The organism is Burkholderia sp. S171, from assembly GCF_009766085.1.
Taxonomy (GTDB): Bacteria; Pseudomonadota; Gammaproteobacteria; order Burkholderiales; family Burkholderiaceae; genus Caballeronia.
This window is the reverse complement of record NZ_LMUF01000028.1, coordinates 1-22,192: the sequence shown is the minus strand read 5'-3', so window position 1 is coordinate 22,192 and position 22,192 is coordinate 1. Positions and strand designations below refer to the sequence as shown.

Genomic DNA, 22,192 nt, shown 5'->3' with positions numbered 1-22,192 from the left:
CTGGTGCTTTTCATGTCGTCTCTGCCTTTTACCGTTACCCGTTTTGCCCGGACCCTCGACCGCGTGGCGCAAGCGGCGCGCATCACGATCACGGGCGGCGTGCGGCGCGGGGCGGCCCTGCTGCTCGCGGCCACCCTCACGCTGGCTGCGTCGCCCGCCGGCGCGGCAGGCAGCCGGCCGCCGCAACCCGGCGCGCCCGGCGCACCGGCCGCAGCAGTAGCTGTAGCCACGACGGCCGCCGCCTTGCCGACGACATCGACGGGACTTGTCCAGATGCCCGACGGCCGGCTGCTCGCGCCTGAGTTCGCACGTATCGTCGGGCGAGGAGAGCTGGTGGTCGCGGTGCTTGGCGTCGACCAGCCGCCGTTCTTCGAAGAACGCTTCGGCAAGCTGACCGGCCTCGACATTACCCTCGCCGACGACATCGCCAAGAAGCTCGGCGTGAAGGTGCGCTTCAACCGCGACGCGAAAACTTTCGATGACGTCGTGAGCCTGCTCGCTAAAGGCCAGGCCGATCTCGCCGTTAGTAAGTTGTCGCGGACGCTGTCGCGCGCACAGGTGATCGCTTTCAGCACGCCTTACCTGAGCCTGAAGCGTTCGTTGCTGCTCAACCGCGTGAAATTTGCACAGCTTGCGCACGGACGGGGAGTACCGGAAGTGATCCGTTCGTACGACGGTTCGATCGGAGTAGTCGCCAATTCGTCGTACGCCAGTTATGTCGTCACCAATTTTCCGAAGGCAGAGGTGCACAGTTATCCAACCTGGGAGTCGGTGCTCCGCGCGCTGGACCTCGGCGAAGTGACGGCGGCTTATCGCGACGAGTTCGAGGTGAAGCGCGTGCTCAAGCTTGACCCGACCGCGTCACTGCGGTTTCGTGTCGTCACGCTGCAGGATCTGGAGGACACGCTTGCGATCGGCGTGAACGTTTCAGAGCCGACGCTGCTCGCGTTCGTCAACCAGTTCCTGGCCGAGCGCAATACCAAGTTCGATGTAAGCACGGTCCTGCAGGCCACCACCGACTGATGCGCGCACCCATACGCTTATACGCACACACGCAAGAGAGCACATCATGAATTCCAGCAGGATCTATGCATTCGTACTGAACCCGTGGGTGGTGATCGGCAGCCTCGCGATCGGCGGCACACTCGGCTTGCTGATGCCCGTCGAGGCGCAGAAACTCGGGTTCATCGGCGACATCTATGTCGACCTGCTGAAGATGACGACCTTGCCGTTCATGATCTCGGCGGTCATCTTCAGCTTGCAGCGTCTGTTTCGCGACGGCGGCACCTCGCGCCTGCTGGTTCGGGTGGTTACGGTGTTCCTGTGCGCCTCGGCGACCGTGGCAGTGGTGGGCGCAATCGTGTTGCTGGTGCTTCATCCCGGCAAGAATCTGTCGAGTGCGACGATGCAGACATTTGGTCTGATGGTGGGCAACGACAGCACCTCAAGCGACACCGTGATGAGCCTGTACGGTGCCGATGTCACGCCCCCATCGCTTAGTTTTTCCGACGTCCTGACGAGCCTCGTGCCGACCAACATCTTCGCGGCGCTCGCGAACGGTGACGCGCTCAAGGCGCTGGTGTTCGCCCTGCTGTTCGGTCTTGCGGTCGGCCGTGTGCCCGAGCGCATTTCCGCCGGCCTTAGCCAGTCGCTGGAGACCATCTATCACGCCTGTCAGAGACTGATGCACTGGCTCAGCTATCCGCTGCCGCTGATCCTGATTTGCATGAGCGCGGCCCAGCTCGGCAAGTCGGGCGTGGGACCGCTGCACGCTATGTTGCACTTCGTCATCGCGTTTTTCGTCGCTTCCGTGTTGTTGCTGCTGCTCGCGACCGTGATCATCTGGAAACGGTCGAGTCATAGTCTCGGCAAGACACTGGACGAACTGCGCGCGCCGTTCGCACTCGCACTCGCGACCCGCAATAGCGCGGCATGCATGCCGAGCATGATCGAAAGCCTCGTCGATGGACTCGGTTTTGCACGTTCACGCGTCGAGTTGCTCGTGCCGCTCACGATCTCCCTGTTGCGCGTCGGACCGATGGTCTATTACGTGTGCGCGACCCTCTTCATCGCGCAACTGTATGGGCACGCGCTCGGCATCGTCGAACTGGCCACGGTGCTGCTCGCGTCGGTGCTGGCGGGGTTTGCATCGGCCGGAATGACGGGTCTCGTTACCGTGTCGCTGGTGGGCATGACGTGCGCGTATCTGCGCCTGCCGTTTGAAGCCGCGTTCATCCTGTTTCTCGCGGTCGATCCTCTGTGCGACATGCTGCGCACGCTGATCCTCGTGATAGGCAACGCAGCTGCGGTGACGCTGATCTGTCCGCGTCCGTTGAAGATCTAGGACCATCGATGGCACTTATCGGAATCCTCGGCGGCATGGGTCCGCTCGCGACGGTCGACTTCATGGCCAAGGTCATGCAGCTCACCGGCGCGACCTGCGACCAGCAGCATCTGCCGATGCTCGTTGCCAATCTGCCGCACGTCGCGGACCGCTCCCGTGCCATTCTCGGTGACGGTGAGGATTGTCTCGGCGGTCTGCTGGAGGGCATCGATCTGCTGAACCGCAATGGCGTAGGACTTGTCACGATCCCGTGCAATTCGGCGCATCACTGGTATGCACAGATGCTGGCGCGCAGTGAAGCGCCGGTGCTGCATATTGCCGATGCCTGTGTTGCAGCAGTGCCCGATTCGGTGCGGCGCGTGGCCGTGCTCGGCACCGGCGGCACGCTGGTGTCGGGGTTTTATCAGGCGGCGCTGGCGGCGCGCGGCATCGAGCCACTGGTGCCGGACGCCGACATGCAGCAACAGATTGCCGCGTGTATCCATGAGGTCAAGGCCGGTGCACTCGAGCAGGCTGCCGGCCATCTGTCACTGGTGCTCAATAAACTGGCCGCCCAGGATGTGGAAGTGGCGGTGATGGGCTGCACGGAGATTCCACTGGCCGCACGGCATCTGCAGGATCCACCGCTGACGTTGATCGACAGTTCCCTGGAGCTGGCGCGCGCCACGGTAACGTTCGCGCTTGCGCGTGGCTGGAACCGGCCGCAATGAAGACTTTGCAGACGCTCTCGCAGAGCACCCTGGGCTTGCTGCTATGCCTCGCAGTGGGCGGCTTGTGCGGCGTGTTCGCCGCGCCGGCCGGTGTATTCGCGTATTTCATCGGGGAACTGTATCTGTCGGTCGTCAACATGGCGGCTGTGCCGTTGCTGGTCGTGGCGACGTTCTTCGGCTTGCGCCAGGTGCTGGCGTTGCCGCGACCCGCCGTGCGCATCGGCACGATCGTCGGTCTCGCTGTCGCGATGGTCGTGCTGTGCGCAATCGGCGGCACGCTGGCCGGCGTGCTCATGATGCCGGGCCAGCATCTCTCCATTGCCGCGCACGAACAGCTTGGCGGACTCGTCCTCAAGAGCGCGAGCGATGCCGAGGAAGTGCGCGTCACACTGTTCGGCCAGGTGACGCACGCAGTGTCGGGTGTGAGCGCCTATGGCGTGCAGGATCTGTTTCCCGACAACTTCTACCGGGTGCTCGCTGAAGGCCGCTCGCTCGGCATCCTGACCGCCACGATCCTGTTCGGCATGGCGTTCGCCACGCTTTCACGCGACCAGTCGAACATGTTGAACAACGTGTTCGAGGGGGTGTACCGGACGCTTGAGGTCATCATCGCTCATGCGAACCTGCTGATTCCCGTGCTGGCGTTCGGCATGGCCGCGCATCTCACATCACATACGGAGCGCGCCACGCTCAGCGCCATGGGCGGTTTCCTGCTGTGCTTCCTGCTGGTCACCGTGTTGCTCGGCGGCCTCGCACTGGCGATGATTACAGCACGCAGCAGCCAGCCGCTGGGTCAGGTACTGAAAGGCCTGAAGGCGCCGCTGCTGGTAGGCCTGACGTCGGGAAGCGCGACGGCGCCGATCCCGCACACGATCGAGGCGATGAGCGCGGCGCTCGGTTTTAGCCGCGGTATAGTCGAACTCGTGGTGCCGTTCGGCTCAGTGTTCCAGCGGGCCGGCTCCGCACTCTACTTCGCGCTTGCAACCGTGTTCGTCGCCAATCTGTACGATCGGCCGCTCGATACCGGCGACCTCGTGCTGATCGCCGCGGCCGCCGCGCTGGCCTCGTTCATCTCTGCCGGGCAGAACGGCGTGGCGACAGTCGGTTATACGGGCGTCGTGCTGTCGTTCCTGCATCTGCCGGTGGAAGCCGCCGGCGTTCTGTTTGTCACCATCGATCTTATTTGTGAAGGGCCGCGCAACGTGCTGAGCCTGTTGTCGGTGTGCACCGTGATTGCGCTCGTGTCGGCGGGCTTGCCGTCGGAACGGACCCAGCTCGCCGATATGCATGGCAACGCCCAGCTCGGACAGGTGCTGCGCTTCGAGTTCACTCGCGCGCAGCTCGTGTTGGCGGTAGGCTGCGTGGCCGTGGCTGCGTCGCTGATCGTATTGATGGGTATTGGAGTTGGAGCGAGATGACGAACTGGTTGATGAGCGATGGTGTACGCCGCATGTCGGGCCGCGGCGCTCGCCTGTTGATGGCAATTGGCTGCGCCTGCGTGCTCGCGAGCTGCAGCATGCTGGGCTTGAGCGGCGAGAAAGCGTCGTGGTCGCAGGTCACGCTGACGGCCAGCGACGACTTGAACAACAACAGCCCGTTGGCGGTAGACGTGGTGCTGGTGAGTGACGACGCGATGCTCGCACGGCTCGCCGAACTCCCTGCATCGAAATGGTTCGCGGGGCGCGCCGATCTGCTCAGTACTTTCCCTAAGAGCCTGCGTTATCGCAGCTGGGAGCTGGTGCCCGGTCAGCGGGTCGACCTGCCGGATGATGCGTTCAGCGGACCGCGTGTTGTCGCGGCTTTTGTGTTTGCCAATTACCCGGACCCCGGCGCGCATCGCGTCCGGATACAAAAGTTCAGCGGCCACCTTGTCGTGCAGCTGGACAGCAATAATTTCTCAGTCGCGGATACGAAATGACAGCGTGTAAGCGCCTATTGAAACATTGCCCCGCCAACCCGGCGGGCGCACACCGTCGCGCGAACGAACGCGGCGTGTGGAGGAACAACCATGGCTAACCCGGCTAATCCGGTGACCGACCGCATTGAGTGGTTCGAGGGCATGCTGCTCTCGCCGCAGCATTTTCAGTTGATGGCCGCGCGCGTCGATTCGCTTGTGGCGTGGCAGACCCTGGCCGCCGCGCCATTCAGTTGGGGCGTGCGGCGCCTGGTATTCGACAACGGCCTGTTGCCGACCGGACTGGTGCGGATTCTTGAGCTCGATGCAATCATGCCCGACGGCACGGCGGTTTCCTATGCGGCCGAGTCGAGCCAGCACGGGCGGCTTGAACTGTCGCTGGAGCCGTTTGCCGAGCAGTTGGCGAAAGGGCCGCTCGATTTCTATCTGGTGCTGCCGGTCGCCGCGACCATGCGCCGCGATGCGCAGGTGAAGCGCTTTCGTTCGACCGCGGGCGTACCGGTCGAAGACGAAGTGTCCGACGCGCCGCCTGCCGATATCCCGCGCCTTCTGCCGAATCTCGCGCTCACGGCGGGCGAGCTGCCTTCGGGGATGAACGTGCATGTGCGGCTCGGTTCGGTGTATCGGGACAACGAGGTGGTGCGGCTGGGCGACACGCTGCCGCCGCTGCTTGAAATAGCCCGCGATAACCCGCTGTGGGCCGCAGTTGCTTCGTTGCTCGGACAGTTGCGCGGCAAGGCGGCCTTCGTCGCGCGGCAGACGGCCAATCCGTCGTCGAAAGTGGACGACCGTCTGACCCAACTGGAATTGAAGGATCGTCTGCGCAGCCTGCTGAGCGCGTTGCCGCTTGCCGAAGCAGTGCTGCGCACGCCGCATCTGCATCCGCTCGCGCTGTTCTGGTCGCTGGCGTCGCTAAGCGGCGCGCTCGCGACGATCAAGCCCGGAGGTTTGCCCCCGGTGCCGCCCGATTACGACCATGCAGATCCGCTGGCCGTGTTCTCGCCGTTGTTGCGTTCACTGCGCGAATCGGTTTCCGAAGTCAGCGAGGACTACCGCGAGCACAAGTTCGAGTTCCGTCACGGTGCCTTCGAAATCGGCTTGCAGCCGGACTGGGTTGGCGAGCGTCTCGTCGTAGGTCTGCGCGGCCAGTCCGAGCGTGACCTGCTCGCATGGATGGACGGTGCGGTGATCGGCTCGCAGTCCGTGTATGCATCGCTGCGCGCTCGGCGTGTGCTCGGCGCTACGCGGCGTAGCGTCGATTATGCGGAAGAGCTTGGGATCCGTTCCGGCTCCGGTTACCTGCTTTTCGAGATCGATGCCGAAGTGGCGCTCGTGCATGCCACCGAACCGCTGGTGATCGGGAATCCGAACGAAGGCGCGAGCGCGCAACGGCCGCAGGAAATGCTGCTATTCGTGAAGGGCTGATGGCTGATGGCTGATGGCTGACGCGGCGCATGAGAGTGAGACAGTGAAGATGAAAGCAACAATGAAGGTAGGCTGAGCATGGCACGCAATCGACCGCTTGAACCCGAAGAAGACGACCTCGTGACTGAACAGTTCCGGGTTTTTCTCGATGAGCTCGTCAAGGCACAGGCGCGCTTTTCCGAGGTGCCCGGCACGGATTCGGATGTCGCAGCGCAAGGCCTGAGCCGTCATCTCCTGAATTTGCTGGAGGTTCAGACGCTGCAGTCACGGCGCGACAGCACCCGCTTTGAAATGGAAAACGTCGCCGATGCGCGTTACCTGAAAGCTGTGCTCGCCGATGAAATCCTGCTCAATACGCCGTGGACCGGCCGCGAGCGCTGGACCGCGTATCTGCTCGAATCGACGCTGTTTCGCACCAACGTTGCGGGCGATCTGGTGTTCCGCCGCATCGAGCAACTGCTGTCGGACCGCGAACCATCGCGCCGCCACGTCGCGCGGCTTTACCTGTTTGCGCTCGCGATGGGTTTTCAGGGCCGCTTTCGCGATGCCGACGCGGCCGCGCGGCTGCGCAGCTACCGCGAAGAACTCTACGAGTTCGTCTATCAGCGCCGCCCGGACCTTGGCGGCCGTGACCGCGTGCTGGCCGAGCCGGCGTACGCGAACACGCTGTCGCACGTCGCGCCACGCAAGCTGCCGACCGTCAGCCGATGGACGGTAATTTTTCTGCTCTCGCTGGTGTCCTTGCTGGCGATTTCAGAAGTGTTATGGCTATGGCAATCATGGCCGGTGCGCGAAGCGTTATATGCCGATCCGGTGACGGGGGTGAACCCGTGAATTCACGTGAGCTGACCAAGGTTGCGGCAGTGCGCCGCGCGCAGTGCAGGGGAGCGCGAGCATGCTGACGAGCAACCTCTTCCTGTTGTCCATTGCAGTGCTGACGCTGGTTGTGTGCGTCGTGCTCGGCGCCGTGCTGTACTTTGCGTTGCATGGCGCGCACAGCAAGCCGGCCCCGGATCGCAAGATCGTGCGCCTGCGCTCGGATTCGCTGCGCAGCGCGTTTCGCCAGGCTGTGGAGCTGATCGAAGGGAATATTGCGTCGCGTGCCGAGCGCTACAACATTCCGTGGATCATGATCCTCAACGAAGGCGATGATCCGCGCCCGCTGCCCATTGCCCAATCCGGTGTAGCGAGCGTGTTGAGCGCGGAGGCGGCCAGCCCGGCTGCCACGCAGGGGATCTCGTGGCATTTCTTCGATCGCGGGATCGTCGTCGATATCAAGGCGGCCTACCTGGGCTCTCCGGAAGACGACGGCGATGAAAAGCCGTGGGACGAGTTTCTCGGCCTGTGCCGCAACTATCGGCAGCAGCGGCCGTTCGACTCGGTCGTCATCACTGTGCCGGCTGCAACGCTACTTGCCGACGACACCGATGCGCAACTCGAACTGGTTCGTCATGCGAAGCTTGCGCATCGGCGCCTGTGGCTCGCGCAGAACCGTTTCGCGATGCGCTTCGCGGTGTATGTGGTGGTCACGGGCTGCGAGGCGCTGACGGGCTTCGCCCCGTTTGCCCGTGCATTGCCGGAGGCGTTGCGCGCGAGCATGCTCGGCTGGTCGTCGCCGTATGATTTGTCGACCACGTATTCGTCGGATTGGGTCGACACCGCGATGCACAGCATCATGCGTTCGGTCTCGGATGCGAGCGCCGAATTGTTCGCGCTCGATGCAGGGCACATGGACGCGCGCCAGTTCCTGTTATTGCCGTCGCGGATCGAAGCGATGAGCGCACAACTGCAGCGCTATGTGGATGAACTGCTGCGTGCAAGCGCGTACCACGAACCGTTTTTCTTCCGCGGCATCTACCTGACCGGTGACAGCAGCGAGTTTGCCCAATGGAGCGTGGGGCAGGGCGACGAAGCCGCGGTCAAGCGCGATGCGTTGGCATCGCCTGCATTCGACGAAGACCTCGCGACGGGCGGCGTGGCCGTCTATGAAGCGGGTGACACGGCGTTGCGGCCGGCCGGTGGCGATTCACCCATGGGCCGCCGCGAACCAAGTGGTTCGCTGAACGACCTGATGCTGCAGCCGGCGTTCCTGCGCGACCTGTTCGAAAAGAAAATCTTCCTGGAGTACGGCCTGACACGCCCGTCGCGCTCGCAATATCTGGCGCGTCCGGCGTTGAGCCGGGCGTTGCGCTGGGGCGGCATCGCGCTGCTTGGGACCTGGGGTCTAGGGCTTGTCGTGGCGACGGTTCAACTAAGCCATCGCAACGGTGAACTGGTCGCAGCGCTCGGCTCGCTGCACAGGGACGCGCAGGAGCGTGCCGCGGCCGCGCAGCAGGCCCAGGACCTTCCGGCGGACTGGTATCGGCGCAAGGCGCTTGCGCTGATTGCGCTGAACCAGCATCTGAGAACGGATAGCCCGTGGACGGTTTTCATGCCGGGCTCGTGGAGTGCGGTCGACGATCTGAACGCACGCGTGAAGGAGCGCTTCGAACGCGAGTTCGGCGAGATCGCTGTGACTGCGCTGGAACGCGAGATGTTTTTGCGCGTGAGCCAGTTGACCGGCGAGAGCCGCGATCCGAGCACCGGTCAGTTGATTGTCAACGACGACTGCATTGCGCCGGCAGCGGCGCGCAGCGACGTGCGCGGCGCTTCGGGCCTCGCTGTCGACAACTTGCCGCAAGTGCGCGCGTTACAGCAGTACGTCGGTTCAGTCGATCAGCTCGATGCCGCGTTGCAGGCACTGCAGCGCTTGCAGACACCCTCTGCGGATAATGCCGACGCGTTGCGGCTGGTGGTGCGTTACGCGCTCGGCGCCGAATTGCAGGGCAGCGTGGCCGGCACCTTGCCTTACTTCTATCGCGATCCGGCCGGACGCGGCGCGTCCAACTATGCGGCCAACTTCGCGGCCAACCCCGTGGGCGGCGTGAATCTGCCGATCATCCAGCAGGCATTGCGATGCACGCTTGACAAGGGCGCGCAACAGATCGACAGCGGCTTGTTCACCAACAATGCGTTGCTCGCGGCGGAGCGGTCGGTCACCGAGCATCTGAACAACCTGTCGGTCGGCAACGCAGGCGCGGCAGATTTTACGCAGCTGACCAACAACTATCGGGCGATCGTGTCAGGTATCGACACGCAGCGCGATCTGTTGGCGTCGGGCAACGGCGGGTGGTTGCGTCAGCCGCAGTTCACGCCGGGTCCGGTCTATGAACGCACCCTTGCGCATGCAGCGCAGAACCGTCTGCTCGGGCCCGACCTTGTAGCGCGTATTCGTGAACGCGATGACACCGCGTTCCAGGCGTTTCGCAGTGAACTCGCGCTGCGTTTCGACGCGCCGGATGGTGGCCTCGTCTGGCTCGACAAGGATGCCCGCTATGCCGTCTCGCCGGCACGGCTTGCCCTGCGCGACGGCCTGTCCAATCTGCTGGGCCAGCCGTTCATGACGGCACCGCGTGACCGGGCGTTACCCGAGCTTGTTGAAGGCTCGACGATCGTCTGGGATCGCGCGCAACTCGACCAGGCGCTGACCCTTGGCGACGTGCACAAGCGCTTCATGACCGATGGACTCGCGAGCTTGCCGGCGGCAACCCGGCCGGCGATCGAGCAGGCGCTCGACACGCAGTTCGCACAATTGATACTCGATCAGACCGCGGCCGCCGCGACCGTCACGCCGACTCAAGGCGACACGGACACTGCAGCATTCGACGCTTCGCGCGCGCGCCTCGTCAGGATCGAATCGCTGTTGGCGGAAATGAACGCCTCGGCTCAGGTCGAAGATCTGGACAGCCTCATGTCACGCGATGCGACGGCGCATCTGAAAATCATCGACGATTCGCTCACGCAGTCCGAGTTGTACGCGACGCGCGAAAGCGGAGCGTACGACCGCGCGAGCAGCAACCACTTGCCCGTGCTGGTGGCGTTCGGCGTCCCCGATGCCGGCGCACTCGCGGTGTATCTCGACCAGCAATCGGCCCGTGCGCTCGCGCTCGGCAAGCAGGCGTCCGCCTATCTGGCCGCACTCGACGCAACCGATGCGGCGTCTCCGCTCGCGCAGCGCTGGCAGGCAATCGTGCGCGATCTCGAACGCTATCGCCTGAAAAATCCGAACAGCAGTCTGCTGCGGCTCGAGCAGTTTGTGGCAACGGCCGCGGCCGACCCGGGCGCAGGCAACTGCATGGTGAAGTTTGCCGGCCGGCCTGCCGCGAACGGCGCCGATGACTACTTCGCCGCGTTGCATGCGCGTCTTTACGATCAATTGCTGGCGCGCTGCAGTCAGAGCTACGTGTACGACTTGCGTCAGCAGTGGGACAGCTTCGCGACGGACTTCAACCAGAACGTAGCGGGGCGGCAACCCTTCAGCGGCGCGATGATGATCCGCGCCGCGAATCGGGGCGATGTCAGCCCGGCGGATTTCGGCGAACTGGGTCAGGTGCTCCGGCGTTACGCGGCTGTGTCGGATACGTTCCGCGCCTCGCGCACGGGGTCGGGCATGCAGACGTCGTTGACGAATGCCTCGGTGCGCCAGTTCATCGACAATTTCGATCAGGTGAAGACGCTGCTCGCACCGCTCTATCCGGCTGACGATGGGGCGCCGACCGGTTACGACGTAAGCGTGGAATTCCGCGCGAATCGCGACGCTGAAGTGGCCGCGAACCAGGTGATTGACTGGACCTTGTCGATTGGCTCGCAAAGTCTTTCGTTGCATGATGCTCCGCATCCGCTTCACTGGGATTACGGCACGCCGGTGACACTGGTGCTGCGTTTCGCGAAGGACTCACCGCTCGCGGCGGCAAGCGACCCTCAGCAGCGCGCACTGTCCACCGACGGACACACGCTCACCTGGCAATTCTCGGACCCTTGGGCGTTGCTGTCGTTCATCGGACGGCAGCGCGTGGCCGATGCGAGCTTGAGAGGCAACAGTGCATCGCAACTGCTGGGCCTTGATTTCCCGCTTTCTACAACCAGCCCCGCCGACCTCGCCTTGTTGCCGAAGCAGGCGCGGGGAAGCGTGTTCCTGCGCCTCACGTTGACGGCTGCCGGCAAGAAAACCCCGCTGCCGTGGCCCGGCAGTTTCCCGGCGCGCGCGCCGAACTGGACCGCGTTATGACACTCGCTGACACAATGGATTTTGCAACGACAGCGTTTGGCGTCGATCTCGACTCGCTTCTTGCGCCCGTCGCAGGCGGCGAGGGCGGCGCTGGCATGTCGCTGCGCTATGACGCGGTCTATCAGCGGATTCGCGATGCCCGGCATCAGGACGACGCAACCCTGCCCATGCGCGAATGGGAGCGCCCGCTGGTCAAGGCCGACTGGAAGACCGTCGCCGCGTTATGCAGTGACGCGCTCAGTAACGGCAGCAAGGATTTTCAGTTAGCCGCGTGGCTTTGCGAAGCGTGGACGCATCTGTACCGGATCGACGGGTTCGTTGCCGGGACGCAACTGCTCGCCGCGCTGGTCGAGCGCTATTGGGAACACGCATGGCCGCAAATCGAGGACGGGGATGTGGACGCGCGGATCGCGCCCTTCGTCTGGATGAACGATGCCTTTTCGTTAATGCTGTCACTGCATGTGTCGTTGATGAACATCGACGGGCGCGAACCCGCCGAGGTCAATCTCGACGACTGGCAGCGGGTTCTGCAACTGGCCGATGACGACGCCGGCAGTGGCGTATTAACGCGTGATCTGCTCGCGCAGCATCTAACCAAGGGGCGCAACCTTGCAAACCTCATGGCATTGCATCAGCAACTGGACGGCGCGCTTGGCGCCTGGCGCTTGCTGACCGGTCTGGTCGATGAACGGTTGCATGACGATGGCCCGAATCTTTCAAGCGTGAGCGACGCATTGGCGCGTCTCGCACGTGCGACAACCAGCTTGCTCGGCGAGCACGCGACGCCGCGGACACCCGTTAGCGGGACGCAGGATAGGTTCACGAATATACCGGCGGCCGCGCCGGCCTATGCAGACGGATTGGCGTCTGCGGAACATGATGCACTCGCCGGCGATTCGCAACGCGAGGCGGAGAAGGGACGCAACGCGGTGGGGGCCGCGTTGCCGGGGCATATCGAGAGCCGCGCGCATGCGTACCAGCTGATCGAAATCGTTGCACGTTATCTTGAGGAAAACGAGCCGCACAGTCCTACGCCGTATCTGCTCAAGCGAGCTGTGTCGTGGGGACAAATGCCACTCGCGAACCTGATGCGGGAGATCGTCCGTACCGAGGGAGACTTGACGCGTTATCTCGCGCTGCTCGGACTGGAATAGCGTTGGGAAGCAGGATAACTAATCAATTTTCACGCTGGGAACACGCTGGCAGCGGTGCACATCGACGCCGGTACAACAGGGACTGACATTTTTCGGAGGAACGATGCTAGTTGGAATATCGAATACTCTTACCGAGGCGTTGCCCCGTAGGGTACGCCCCGGGGCCGTTGGGTTGGTGTTGAGCCTGGAGGGAGCGAGATATAGCGTTTTTCTCAGCACCCAGAGTCGCGATCAAGTCGCCAGCTCAAGCGTAGGCGGCCAAGGCGGCCAAGGTGGGAAAATTGATTTGCACCGGGAGTTGCTCGCCAGATTCCACGGTCCACAGCCAGCATTGGGCGCCATGCAACGCCAGGCCGAGTACTCGCGCATCCTTCCGTTTGCCCGTGCAGCGGCTGCGTCGACTGCAATGATGGTAGAGGCTCGCCACGCCGAAGAGTCGATGATTGAAGACTGGGATAAAAGTTACCAGGACTTCTTTGCCAGGCGTGGGCGTGCGCCGCGGAAAGCCGAGGTGTTTCTGTCCCATTGCCCATGCCAGGTGACGAATGCCGCACCCAGTGCAGCAAAATATCTCGATGGCGCCGCGTACCCTGCATCTTGTCACGAAAAGCTCAAGACGTTCTGTACTACTGGCAGTCGTGTTGGAATGAAGTGGTCAGTCTATTTTGACCATCCATTCCAAGGCCATACTTTGGACATTACGCACGCGAATTTACGCATTTGCTTGCGGCCGCCTTATATCGACTTCTAATCCGAACGGGAGCGGGCAAACGTTTGGGAGGTCGATTTCGTTGGGGCGCACTTAGGATGGACCTGACGCGTGCCCTCAATGAAGCGATTGCAGCAGGTTATAAACTCGGGTATTCAACCATCGGCGAGTTAGTGAAAGTGCAGGCGTTCTGCTCCCGCCAAAATACCAATCACCTCAATCCGCGGTCGAATCCGGAGGGATGGGATTCTTGTCCTGAGAAGACTCCAGGGCGTTTTCTGAGGCCGGGTGTTTCCTCTTTTCTTCCTTGTCTCGCGCAGTTTGCTCCGAGTCGGGTGCCGGACCGGCCGGACCGGCCCGACCGGCGCGCGAATCTTTTTCTGGTAAGCCCGAGGTTTCTACCGTGTTCCTCATGATGTCCTCCCGCGGAGATAGGTGTTCACTCGACGGCAGCAAGTGGTGGACCCGCTCCTCTATAGCGTCTTTTCGCGATGGGTATGGCAGTAAACAAGAATCTCGTGATCAAAATGGGCAATCGGCCAAATCATCTGACAAGGGTCCAGCAAACGGACCGCGCGCCAGCCTCCTTCGCTGATTCGGTGAACGGCGGCGAAGATGGCGCGTCGAAAGAGCCGCGCCAGTGCACGTCGAAACGTTCCTCGACGACGGCCGTTCCCGCCTTTAGCTGAAAGCCCCTGGTCGAGACACGACAGCCTTCTCGTTGAAGCCGCTCGATCATGTGTTCCCTGCATGCACTCTCGCCGTCGTATTCCACAGTCAGCAATGCAGTTTTTTCACGCGACATATGACGTTCAACGTACTCGAAACCCCAGAGGACGACCATGCCTAACGCGAGTCCGGCCAAGCCGAGAAGCAATTGACCGCCACCAATACATAATCCGATGACCGTGACGAACCATAACGTGGCAGCAGTCGTCACGCCGATCACCAGACCGTCTTGACGCAGGATGGTCCCCGCGCCGATAAAACCAACGCCCGAGAGAATCCCCAGCGGCAAGCGCATTAAATCCAGTACAGCGAACGAGCCGGGTTGCTTGCCAGCTTGAGCGAGCAGCGCGTTGACCTGGAGCATCGCGAGGCACGCGGCCAGGCAGACGAGCAATGTTGTCCTTAAGCCCGCTACTTTGCCGGACTCGCCGCGGTTGAATCCGACCAAGGTTCCGGCCAGCACCGACAGCGCGAGGCGGATCACGATATCGAACCAATGAAGTGTTGTCGGCATCAGTTCCATGGTTCGCGTTCCCGTTAGAAACTGCTGATTCCGCTAAGGCTGAATTACGTTGTTGGCTTGCGCTTTCTGCTGCAGATACACCGCTGCTGCCATCGCCGGGATAGCGGAAGATGCGGCGTGCGCCACAGGAATAGAGTCGATCGGCGAGCCTGTTGCCTAACGTTGCAAAAAATGGGGCTCCAAGGAAAAGTAGCGGAGATCATCGCTGCAGCAATGTGTATTCCCCGCTCGGTATGGCATCGCTCGCGGACGCTTTTACGTTATTAACGCAGCGCACCCGTCGCGGTGAATAGCGAAGCGACGACGTTGGTCTGGTCGTATCGCTTGACGGAAGTCGGATTGATTGGACGCTCGGCCCTAACGGAACCGGTATCCGGACCGCAGGCTTTTGAGCACGGCCCGCGCTTCGTCGTCGCGCCCTTTCATCATGAGCCAGCGGGGGCTATCAGGCAGGGCCAGTACACCCAGCAGGAAAATAGCCGCGGGCATCGAAACGATACCGAGCATCCAGCGCCACGAGCCGCTCGCGGAGAACGCCGTGTCCGACAGGAATGCCGCAAGGATGCCGACAGTGATCATCAACTGATAGGTCGACACCATGGCGCCCCGGACGTTGCCTGGGGCAATCTCCGAGAGGTACAACGGACCGGTGAAAGTCGCGGTCCCGACCGCAAGTCCAAGCACGAGGCGAGCGGCGATCAGCGTCGTCGGGTTGGGCGCGAACGCGCACGCCAGCGCGCCGACAACGAATGTCGCGGCGCCGAGCAGCAGCGAATACTTGCGTCCCAGGCGGAACGAAAGCCATCCGGCCAGCAGCGCGCCGATCGCAGCGCCCACCATCATCGAACTGACAATCCACTCCTGCAGGCGGTCGCTCACATGGAAGTCTTTTGCGATGAATGGCAACGCACCCGCTATCACTCCGATGTCCAGTCCGAACAACAGGCCGGCCAACGCCGCCATCGCGCAGGTCATCCATACGCGCAGACGGTTTCCACCAGGGGCCGTGGTGTGGGACGAGGCAAGGGTACCCATGGCAAGCTCCCGCGTTTGAGATGCCTGCGCTGCGCAGTATTCGTGCCCGTGCGTGGCGAGTGCGGGAAAGTCCCAGCCTTCTAGATGGGGTCTATGGGAACGTGCAACGTTGGCAGAGGTTGCTTACGTTGCGTGATCCGCAAGGTTGATGCGTGAGGGTCGCGGTTGCCGTGCAGGGCGGTGTTAATACAACGACAACGCGATCGGCGGGAAACATCGTGTGGAACGGCGGTTGCTGCATATCCAGGGTACGAGTTCTGACCAATCGCCCATGGAGAAGTGAATGAAAACAAAAGTACTTACTGCGCTGCTTGCCACTTGCCTGATCACGGCCGCACCGCTGGCCCGCGCTCAAAACGCGACCGAAGCCGCCTCGACTACGGCGGCCAATCCGCTCTCGGATGCCGATAAAGCGTTTGTGCAGGCAGCGTCGAGCGCCTCGTCGACGGAGATAGACGCGAGCAAGCTCGCCATGACGCGTTCCAGTGACAAGGACGTCAAAGCGTTTGCGCGACACATGATCGTGGACCACACCAAGTTGACGGTGCAGCTGAAGATGGCGGCTCCCAAGGGCGTGACAGTGCCGAAGGACAATTCCGACACATCACTGCTTGATTCGCTGAAGCCGCTCAAGGGCAAGGACTTCGACAACGCCTACATCAGCAAGGTTGGACTGGAGGGACATAAGGAGGCGCTGGATGCATTTCAGAAGGAGATATCGGATGGGCAGAACGCTGACCTGAAGAAGGCTGCACAGAAGGCACAGCCGGTAATCCAAGGGCACTACCAGATGGCACAGGACCTTGCAAAACAGAAAGGCGTATCGGCGGATTGACATCGCTGGAGGGAGGTTGTGGAAATTGTCGGCGACGGAGGGTTTGCGATGCTGATGGCAGAGATGTCCACGGCCGTCAAGAATCAGTTGCCGATCAAGATCTTCCTGTTGCGCAACGATGCGCTCGCCGAGGTCCTGTTCGAGCAGCGTGACCTTGGCAATCCTGCGTATGGCTGCGAGCTTGGCGGCATCGACTACGCGCAGGTCGCCACCGCGTGCGGCGCGCAGGGGTTCCATTGCGCAGCGTCAGGGGAGATTGTCCAAGCCGTTCAAGCGACGTTAAGTTCAGCGGGTCCGGCGTTGCTGGAAGCGCGCGTTGACGCGGAAGAACCGCCATCAATGCCGCATCAGTTGAAGGTGTGACACGACTCGTATCGATACGGGCTTCGCGCCTCGCATTGAAATCGCGCGTTGCGAGAAGCCCGGCGCCAAATGATAGGTAAACGAAGGGCTTGTCACGCTGCGCGCCCGATCAATTCACAACACCTGCTTCAACTCCGCAAGGTTGACGACGCCAGCTTGGCTTGTGAACGCCAGCGAGTGTCCGTGGCTCTGCTGCTGCGATACCCCGTTGATCCGATGATCACCGCTGTCATAGGCGCGACGGTCGCCGTTTTCTTCAATCAGCAAGCGCTGTTTATCAGGGAAAAACGCGTAACGCACGCCGTTTTGCGAACCGCTGGAAGACGCATGACCTAATTCGTCAGGCCACCACTTTTCCGTCGCGGGCATGGGCTTCATCGGCTCCATGGGTTTCATGGGTTTCATGGGTTTCATCGGTTCCATCGTTCTCTCCTTAGAGATGAAGGCGGCAGATCGCCGCCTGCCATTTTTAAACTGCGCTGCCTGCTTTGAAGTAAGGGCGTTAAGTCAATCTCATGCCGCGTTGTGCGCGCTATCGCCGCCCGTGACATCGAGTGCCGCGCCGGTCACCATTCGCGAATCATCCGATGCAAGGTACACGTAGGCCGGCGCGACATCGTCCGGGTCGATCCACGGTACGCCGAGCGGCGTTTTCTGCGTGAGCGCTTCCACCACTTTCGGCTCAAGAGGTGGTTCGGGGACCTTACCACCCTTGGCCTCTTTCAGCGCCTGCGTGTAGCGGCTTTCGTTGCGCGTCAGTTCGGTATCGATCAGGCCAGGGATGACCGCGTTCACGGTAATCCCGAACTCGCCGAATTCCAGCGCCGCCGATTTCATCAGCCCCAGCAGCGCCCATTTCGACGCCGAATAGCCCGCGCCATCGCGCATGCCGTGACGTCCTTGGGTCGATGACGTGACGATGATCCGTCCGTGCTTGCGCGCGACCATGGCGGGTGCGACCGCCCGGATGCAGTTCAGCGTGCCGGTGAGGTTGATGTCCAGCTGGTCCTGCCAGTCCGCATCCTCCAGTTCCAGCAGCGGCTTGAACGACTGGATGCCCGCGATCGCTGCCAGAATCGCGATCGGCCCGACGTCCCGCTCGGTTGCCGCGACAATGTCCTGTAGTCGCGGGTAATCGCGGATATCGGCGAGTTCTGGGCGCCATCGGCCACCTGCCTGCTCGACCATGCGTCCGGTGTCGGCCAGATCCGCCTCGGTCGGGATGGTGTAGCGCTGGATCGCGCTCGCCCGGCGGCCGATGTCCAGACCCACGACGCTCGCCCCTTCCCGTGCGAACGCCACGGCAACCGAGCGGCCGATGCCGCGCGCCGCGCCCGTCACCAGTGCGACCTTGCCGTGTAACCGGCCTTCGCCCTTTCTCACTGGCGATGATGTCGATGTACTCATGCTTGCCCCTCGTAAATGTCGGATCGTGCGCTCGCTGCCGCCGCCTCGGGCGCATCCGGCGCCTTCGCTTCGGGCTTGCGCGTGATAGTGACGCGTTCGAGCTTGCGCGGAATCTGCTTGAAGAGTTCGGGCGATGCGCCGAAGACCGCGCCGAGCACATCGACGGGAATCGCGCTCAGCGAGGCGAGGATGCCCACGTCGTCAGCCGGTTCGCTCGCACTCGAATTGAAGATGATGAGGACGACAAGGTCCTCGGTTTCACTGGCATTTTCGAAGTAGTGGAAGTGTCCTTGCGGCGCGAAGACGAGATCGCCTTTCGTTACTTCGAACGTGTCGTGCGTGGCTTCCGGCCCGACAAAACTCCAGCGAGCCGAGCCCGAAATGACAAAATTCAGTTCCCATGCGCTCGGGTGCCAGTGCGGCTCGCGCACGCCGCGAGGCTCGAGCCGTGCCAGGTAGACAGAAGCTTGCTGGCCGGCAAGAATCTTCCAGTTGTCGCCGGTGGCGCCCTGAAGGGTGCCGCCCGTGAAGACGTCAGGCGCCCATGCAGACAGGTGGAACATGTGCGGATGCTGGCCACTCCAGCCGCCGGCCGTTGGCGAAGGATCGGCCTCGGCGTTGCTTGGTCCGGAGGCGCCTCCCGCCGCTTGAGATTCCGGCGATGCTGCTGAGGTGCTGCGCTCGCCCGAGATGACGGTGGAGTGCCGCGACGACGCCTCGATGCCGGGTTGTTGTGCACCGTCGGCGGGGGTATTGGGATTTGGCATGTTGGGTCCTCTTGCGGGGAATTCACCGGCTTATGTTTCAAGCAGGTTCAAGCAGTACTTCACGTTGGCCGAAACACAATTCATTCCCGGACGCCCGGCCCGCGACGTTTTCCGCAGCAACGCCATGCGGCGGCGCGTGCGTTGAAGGACCGGCGTTTTGAACCAAGTGCGCCTGGCGTCGCCGCAGCACGGATTTTGCTGCTAGGCCCGGACCCTCCAATTTTTCCGAAAAGCCTGCGCAAATGAAAATAGCGACTTTCAACATCAATGGGATTCGTTCACGGCTACCCGGATTGCTGGAGTGGCTGGCGAGAGAAGCGCCCGATGTGGTTTGCCTGCAGGAACTCAAGGCGCCGGATTCCGGATTTCCCGTGAGAGAAATCAATGCGGCCGGGTACGGTGCAATCTGGCACGGCCAGACATCGTGGAACGGCGTCGCGATCCTGCAGAAGGGCGGAGATCCGATCGAAACCCGCCGAGGCTTACCCGGCGATAAAGACGATAAACAAAGTCGCTACATTGAGGCGGCCATCGAGGGCATGGTCATTGGTTGCCTCTATTTGCCGAATGGCAATCCGCAGCCCGGCCCCAAGTTTCAGTACAAGCTCGCGTGGTTCGAGCGCCTGATCGAGTATTCGGCGGCGTTGCTTGAGAGCGAGCATCCTGTGATCCTGGCAGGCGATTTCAACGTCGTTCCCACTGATGATGACATCTACAATCCGCGTTCCTGGTTAAAGGATGCGCTGTTGCAGCCGGAAAGCCGCGAATGTTTCGAGCGGCTGTTGAGCCAGGGCTGGACCGACGCGCTTCGACACATCTACGGCGATGAACGGGTTTATACGTTCTGGGATTATTTTCGGCAGCATTGGCAAACCAACTCCGGTCTTCGCATCGATCATTTGTTGTTAAGTCCCGATGTCGCGACGCGCCTGAAAACGGCGGACGTCAGCAAATGGGTGCGTGGAGAACCGCATGCCAGCGATCATGCGCCAACCTGGGTCGAACTGGCGCCGCTCAAGCGCACGCGTACTGCGAGGAAGGGCGCCTCCGCTTAAGCGCATGCGAACAAGACCGACGGAAATTTCTACGCCTTGGTGCCCCGTCAATTTATAAGGATATCGAATCATGTCCGATCCTACTCGTCTCGACGAGGGGAATATCTGGCAGCCGGGTTGGGCTTGGCCGCCTCATCGAAAGCTTCGCGAAAGGGTCGTTTGAATGGCAAATCCTGTCGGGTAGTTGTCGATGGAAATTTTTCAAAAAATCCCGGGCGTGTACAAGCGTTGACCGTATTGAAAACCTCCCGGCATCGAAAAGTTTATTGAGCAAGCAGCCAACGCGAAGCCAACCGCGATTACGTATTCTGAGCGCAAACGTTTGGCGAAAATACTTTTCACAGAAAAATTAGCTTTTGCGAAAACGCGGTACTTTTTCTTTGTGCAATGCAGTACGTGGCACATCGGTTGCGGTTCCCCTTACCCCAAACCGGGTATCGGAAAAACCATGAAAAAGAAAACACTGGCGACGGCGGCGCTATCGAACGCTAAAAAATGGCCGGCGCGGCTAGCGGATTCCGAACTCGGTCACTTGGAGGCGGTGCTTGCCTTGGCCGGGCGTCGATCAGTGGCCACAGCGGTACGAGGTCTGGACCTGGCCTACTGGAGCACGCGGCTTGCTGCCCTGGAGACGCAATACGACTTGCTGGCCTCTCAGACAAAGCGCGTGTCCTCCTTGTCGCGATCACTCGCGGCGCTCGAAACGAGCGTTGAGATTGTTGAGACCGTCACAGGGCACGGCACGCCAATCACGCGAATAGCCGCTTAGCGGCCGAGCGCCTCGGACATTCGCGATGCGCTCATGCATGGCTACAAACTCGCGCCCGTAAAGCCCTTCGTGACAGAAACACAGAAACTCGTTTGCACCTATTCACGCGCGAAATTCAGCTCCCTCCGTCAATCGTCGGGAGACCGCGGCAGACCTTCGACATGTTGCGCCCAAGGTAGCGCTGAGCCACACCAGGCTTGCGTTTTGGGAGGAATCTGCGCTCGCTGTTTTAGAGCGCCAAGGCGCAGATTGTATTGAGTGGGATGTTCGGAAGCAGCTGAATAAATTGGAGTGCCGCAATCGGCACAGAAGGCCTGAGCGCGTTTCGCGCCGGACTCCGCAGTCTTGATGTAAATCTTGGGCTGCCCCTGCAAAAGATGAAAGTGCTCGGCCTTGGTAGGAACGCTAGCGCGAAAAGGTGATCCAGATAGCGTCTGGCAGTCGGTGCAATGACAAAGACCCGCCGCGTCGGGCTCAACAATAGCCTCGTAAGCTATTGCACCACAATGGCACTTGCCCTCAATTTTCATTGTTTGCCTCCATGCTCAAAGACATTTACCGCGGCAGTCCGCATCTTAAACCGCGCGATGAACGCCGACACAAACGCCGCCATTTTTCAGCAGATCGGGTAGGCATGAAAATTGCAATTTAATGATGGAATGTCGATACTTGTAAGACCGGTCTGCCTACCTGTTCCCCGACGCCTTGTTGCATCTCAACATCGACTTGAGACCACGGTGCAAAAAGCTCCCGATGACAAACGACAACACGCCGAACGAGATGCCTGCTCCCAAACCGGAAAGGCCTTTTGCGACAAGCTCGCTTGATTTTCCGGTAGTCGGGATCGGTGCTTCGGCCGGCGGCGTCCAAACTTTACTTCGTCTGTTTGAAAACATGCCTAGCGATGTCGGTATGGCATTCGTCATCGTCTTGCATTTGTCTCCGAAACACGAGAGCGTCGCCGACCAGGTCCTGCAACGGGCAACCAAGATGCCGGTCATCCAGGTAACAACGCCCACGCAAATCGAAAAGAACCGCGTCTACCTCATCTCGCCATCGAACACCTTGTCCATGGAAGATGGACATTTGCGTGTCACGCATGTCGACCGCTTGCCCGGTCGGCCCGTCACGATTGATTTGTTCTTTCGGAGTCTGGCCGAGGCCCATGGAGAACGAGCCATCAGCATCATCCTTTCCGGGTCCGGCAGCGACGGATCAGTTGGCATTGGCCGCATCAAGGAGTTCGCTGGAATCACGATCGCGCAAAGTCCGAAGGGCTCTGGTGCAAATAGCGGAAATAGTCGAGGAGGTTAATTTTTATAGGATGGCTTATTGAGCCGAGAAG

General features: G+C 61.5%; 21 protein-coding genes. 15 read left to right on the top strand and 6 right to left on the bottom strand.

Translation table 11 applies throughout. From position 1 onward, the window contains the following. The first annotated feature begins 12 nt into the window (after positions 1 to 12). From GSQ93_RS13550 to GSQ93_RS13505, 10 genes are all read left to right on the top strand, one after another. Positions 13 to 1,023 carry an ABC transporter substrate-binding protein gene (locus tag GSQ93_RS13550; protein ID WP_158936202.1) on the top strand — a complete coding sequence of 337 codons (1,011 nt, stop codon included), beginning with the start codon at positions 13 to 15 and terminating at the stop codon, positions 1,021 to 1,023. Between the two features lie 46 nt (positions 1,024 to 1,069). After that, positions 1,070 to 2,344 (top strand): dicarboxylate/amino acid:cation symporter, encoded by a 1,275-nt coding sequence (locus GSQ93_RS13545; protein WP_158936201.1) that lies wholly within the window; start codon positions 1,070 to 1,072, stop codon positions 2,342 to 2,344. A gap of 8 nt (positions 2,345 to 2,352) precedes the next feature. Then, on the top strand, positions 2,353 to 3,054 hold the full coding sequence (locus tag GSQ93_RS13540; protein ID WP_158936200.1) for an aspartate/glutamate racemase family protein: 702 nt from the start codon (positions 2,353 to 2,355) through the stop codon (positions 3,052 to 3,054). Beyond that, entirely contained in the window at positions 3,051 to 4,472 is a 1,422-nt protein-coding gene (locus GSQ93_RS13535) for a dicarboxylate/amino acid:cation symporter (protein WP_158936199.1), read from the top strand. The genes GSQ93_RS13540 and GSQ93_RS13535 overlap by 4 nt, the downstream gene beginning before the upstream one ends. Positions 4,473 to 4,531: 59 nt before the next feature. Then, positions 4,532 to 4,972: a hypothetical protein gene (locus tag GSQ93_RS13530; RefSeq protein WP_174254619.1), complete on the top strand. Its 441-nt coding sequence runs from the start codon at positions 4,532 to 4,534 to the stop codon at positions 4,970 to 4,972. 90 nt (positions 4,973 to 5,062) lie between these two features. Further along, positions 5,063 to 6,394 (top strand): type VI secretion system baseplate subunit TssK, encoded by a 1,332-nt coding sequence (gene tssK, locus GSQ93_RS13525; RefSeq protein ID WP_158936198.1) that lies wholly within the window; start codon positions 5,063 to 5,065, stop codon positions 6,392 to 6,394. A gap of 78 nt (positions 6,395 to 6,472) precedes the next feature. Beyond that, a complete protein-coding gene (locus GSQ93_RS13520) occupies positions 6,473 to 7,228 on the top strand; it encodes a DotU family type IV/VI secretion system protein (RefSeq protein ID WP_158936197.1) in 756 nt (251 codons plus the stop codon). Between the two features lie 61 nt (positions 7,229 to 7,289). After that, a complete protein-coding gene (locus GSQ93_RS13515; protein WP_158936196.1) occupies positions 7,290 to 11,501 on the top strand; it encodes a type VI secretion system protein in 4,212 nt (1,403 codons plus the stop codon). Further along, positions 11,498 to 12,655 carry a type VI secretion system protein TssA gene (gene tssA / locus GSQ93_RS13510; RefSeq protein ID WP_158936195.1) on the top strand — a complete coding sequence of 386 codons (1,158 nt, stop codon included), beginning with the start codon at positions 11,498 to 11,500 and terminating at the stop codon, positions 12,653 to 12,655. Before GSQ93_RS13515 ends, tssA begins: the two co-directional genes overlap by 4 nt. A 340-nt stretch (positions 12,656 to 12,995) precedes the next feature. Then, positions 12,996 to 13,406, top strand: a complete 411-nt coding sequence (locus GSQ93_RS13505; RefSeq protein WP_158936194.1) for a hypothetical protein — start codon at positions 12,996 to 12,998, stop codon at positions 13,404 to 13,406. 502 nt (positions 13,407 to 13,908) lie between these two features. Here GSQ93_RS13505 and GSQ93_RS13500 read toward each other — a convergent pair. Together GSQ93_RS13500 and GSQ93_RS13495 are read right to left on the bottom strand one after the other, a co-directional pair. Next, positions 13,909 to 14,616: an MgtC/SapB family protein gene (locus tag GSQ93_RS13500; protein WP_158936193.1), complete on the bottom strand. Its 708-nt coding sequence runs from the start codon at positions 14,614 to 14,616 to the stop codon at positions 13,909 to 13,911. 357 nt (positions 14,617 to 14,973) lie between these two features. After that, positions 14,974 to 15,651, bottom strand: a complete 678-nt coding sequence (locus GSQ93_RS13495) for an MFS transporter (protein ID WP_158936192.1) — start codon at positions 15,649 to 15,651, stop codon at positions 14,974 to 14,976. A 283-nt stretch (positions 15,652 to 15,934) separates the two neighbouring features. Between GSQ93_RS13495 and GSQ93_RS13490 the strand changes: the two genes are divergently transcribed. Then, on the top strand, positions 15,935 to 16,486 hold the full coding sequence (locus GSQ93_RS13490; RefSeq protein ID WP_158936191.1) for a DUF4142 domain-containing protein: 552 nt from the start codon (positions 15,935 to 15,937) through the stop codon (positions 16,484 to 16,486). Positions 16,487 to 16,504: 18 nt separating this feature from the next. Next, positions 16,505 to 16,849 (top strand): thiamine pyrophosphate-dependent enzyme, encoded by a 345-nt coding sequence (locus GSQ93_RS13485; RefSeq protein WP_158936190.1) that lies wholly within the window; start codon positions 16,505 to 16,507, stop codon positions 16,847 to 16,849. Positions 16,850 to 16,963: 114 nt separating this feature from the next. Here GSQ93_RS13485 and GSQ93_RS13480 read toward each other — a convergent pair whose 3' ends face one another. The 3 genes from GSQ93_RS13480 to GSQ93_RS13470 form a co-directional block, all read right to left on the bottom strand. Further along, positions 16,964 to 17,272: a hypothetical protein gene (locus GSQ93_RS13480; protein ID WP_254073870.1), complete on the bottom strand. Its 309-nt coding sequence runs from the start codon at positions 17,270 to 17,272 to the stop codon at positions 16,964 to 16,966. 90 nt (positions 17,273 to 17,362) lie between these two features. Further along, positions 17,363 to 18,256 (bottom strand): SDR family NAD(P)-dependent oxidoreductase, encoded by an 894-nt coding sequence (locus GSQ93_RS13475; protein ID WP_158936189.1) that lies wholly within the window; start codon positions 18,254 to 18,256, stop codon positions 17,363 to 17,365. Continuing rightward, positions 18,253 to 19,023 carry a cupin domain-containing protein gene (locus GSQ93_RS13470; RefSeq protein ID WP_216857622.1) on the bottom strand — a complete coding sequence of 257 codons (771 nt, stop codon included), beginning with the start codon at positions 19,021 to 19,023 and terminating at the stop codon, positions 18,253 to 18,255. The genes GSQ93_RS13475 and GSQ93_RS13470 overlap by 4 nt, the downstream gene beginning before the upstream one ends. A gap of 242 nt (positions 19,024 to 19,265) precedes the next feature. Between GSQ93_RS13470 and xth the strand changes: the two genes are divergently transcribed. Both xth and GSQ93_RS13460 read left to right on the top strand, forming a co-directional pair. After that, complete coding sequence (gene xth / locus GSQ93_RS13465; RefSeq protein ID WP_158936188.1) at positions 19,266 to 20,078, top strand: exodeoxyribonuclease III; 813 nt, start codon at positions 19,266 to 19,268, stop codon at positions 20,076 to 20,078. Positions 20,079 to 20,526: 448 nt separating this feature from the next. Continuing rightward, positions 20,527 to 20,847, top strand: a complete 321-nt coding sequence (locus GSQ93_RS13460; RefSeq protein ID WP_158936187.1) for a hypothetical protein — start codon at positions 20,527 to 20,529, stop codon at positions 20,845 to 20,847. Between the two features lie 128 nt (positions 20,848 to 20,975). On the opposite strand, the gene GSQ93_RS13455 is transcribed toward GSQ93_RS13460, so the two are convergent. Next, on the bottom strand, positions 20,976 to 21,377 hold the full coding sequence (locus tag GSQ93_RS13455; RefSeq protein WP_158936186.1) for a GFA family protein: 402 nt from the start codon (positions 21,375 to 21,377) through the stop codon (positions 20,976 to 20,978). Between the two features lie 223 nt (positions 21,378 to 21,600). Here GSQ93_RS13455 and GSQ93_RS13450 point away from each other — a divergent pair, with 223 nt between their 5' ends. Next, positions 21,601 to 22,161 carry a chemotaxis protein CheB gene (locus GSQ93_RS13450; protein WP_254073869.1) on the top strand — a complete coding sequence of 187 codons (561 nt, stop codon included), beginning with the start codon at positions 21,601 to 21,603 and terminating at the stop codon, positions 22,159 to 22,161. Positions 22,162 to 22,192: the final 31 nt, after the last annotated feature.